Source organism: Acidovorax sp. KPB24-03 (assembly GCF_057546605.1).
Map to the genome: position 1 here is coordinate 1 of NZ_BAAJYR010000666.1, position 1,321 is coordinate 1,321.

The 1,321-nt window shown below is 72.1% G+C and carries 1 protein-coding gene and 1 pseudogene; one reads left to right on the forward strand and one right to left on the reverse strand.

The window, feature by feature from the left end; genetic code table 11:
• Positions 1-140: 140 nt before the first annotated feature.
• Positions 141-830 (reverse strand): GntR family transcriptional regulator, encoded by a 690-nt coding sequence (locus tag AC27KI_RS25005; RefSeq protein ID WP_284399171.1) that lies wholly within the window; start codon positions 828-830, stop codon positions 141-143.
• Between the two features lie 269 nt (positions 831-1,099).
• Here AC27KI_RS25005 and AC27KI_RS25010 point away from each other — a divergent pair.
• Positions 1,100-1,321 (forward strand): annotated as a pseudogene (locus AC27KI_RS25010) (GlxA family transcriptional regulator); the annotation flags it as partial.

Genomic DNA, 1,321 nt, shown 5'->3' on the forward strand with positions numbered 1-1,321 from the left:
CGTGGCCTGCAGGCGCTCGTGCGTGGAGCGCGGCACCGGCGCCTTGGCCGGGCCGCTGCCCGCGCCGTCGGCCGATCCGGTGGTCTTGTCAGCGGGGCGCAGGCGGGAGACGCTGCGCGTGATCCATTCCGCAGTGGCATTCATGGCGTGATCCTCGAAGGGGGGTTGCGGGCGATGTCGCGCAGCGCGGCGCGCTGGCGCACGAGGTGGGTGCGCATGGCCTCCTCGGCCACCTCGGGAGCGCGCAGCTTGATGGCATCGAACAGCTCCAGGTGCTCGGCCAGGCTCTGCTGCAGCCGCCCCGGGGCGCGCAATTGCTGCAGGCGGGCCAGCCGCAGGATCTTGCGCAGGTCGCCGATCACCTGGGCCAGCCAGCGGTTGTCGGCCAGCGTGATGAGCGCCTCGTGGATGGCGTGGTTGGCCGCGTAGTACTCGCCGATGCGGCCGGCCGCGGCGTGCTCGCGCAGGCGCTCGTGCAGCACCTCCAGCGCGGCCAGGTCGGCCTCGCTGGCGCGCAGGGTGGCCTCGTGCGCCGCGCGGCCCTCCAGCAGGGCGATGACGGGGAAGATCTCGTCCAGGTCGCGCTCGGTCACCTCGGCCACGAAGCAGCCCCGGCGCGGCTCGTGGCGCAGCAGGCCCTCGGCCACCAGCACCTTGAGCGCCTCGCGCAGCGGCGTGCGCGAGATGGCCAGCCGGTCGCACAGCGCGATCTCGTCCACGAACCCGCCCGGGGGCAGCTGCCCGGCAAAGATCAGCTCGCGGATGCGCTCGGCCGCCTCGGAATGCAAGGACAGGGGGAGTGCGCGCGCGGTGGCGGGAAGGGAGGACATGAAAAAAAGCGGCGGCAGGGGGCGGTGAGTGGCTCGATCGACCTCGCAAGCGGTGGCAACGAAACGCAACCTGCCGGCATCGCGCGGCAATGTGCGTAATTTCACATAATTATGGCGATGGAGCCGCCACTTTCCCATCAGGGATTCCCTGGGCCGCGAAAACCCCCATGCGGTGGCGCCTGCGCGGCCGACTGGCTCCGCAGACAGTGGCCGGATCTGTGCGATGGTTGTCATTGCAGCCACCGCCACGCCGCGCGACACTGCGGCGCATGACCCCACCCCGCCCCCGCCGCATCGCCTGCCTGCTGTACCCCGGCTTCATGAGCCTGGATGTGGTCGGCCCGCTGCAGGTCTTCGCCTCCGCCAATGTCGAGATGGAGCGACAGGGCCGCGCGCCGGCCTACGCCCTGCAACTGGTGGCCGAGGCCGCTGGCCCGGTGGCGTGCTCCGCCGGCTTCGCCGTGGTGGCCGACGCGGCGCGGCGCGACGTG

Excerpts from the sequence above, each read along its gene's own strand:
- AC27KI_RS25005 (WP_284399171.1), bottom strand. The coding sequence starts at position 830 with ATGTCCTCCCTTCCCGCCACCGCGCGCGCACTCCCCCTGTCCTTGCAT.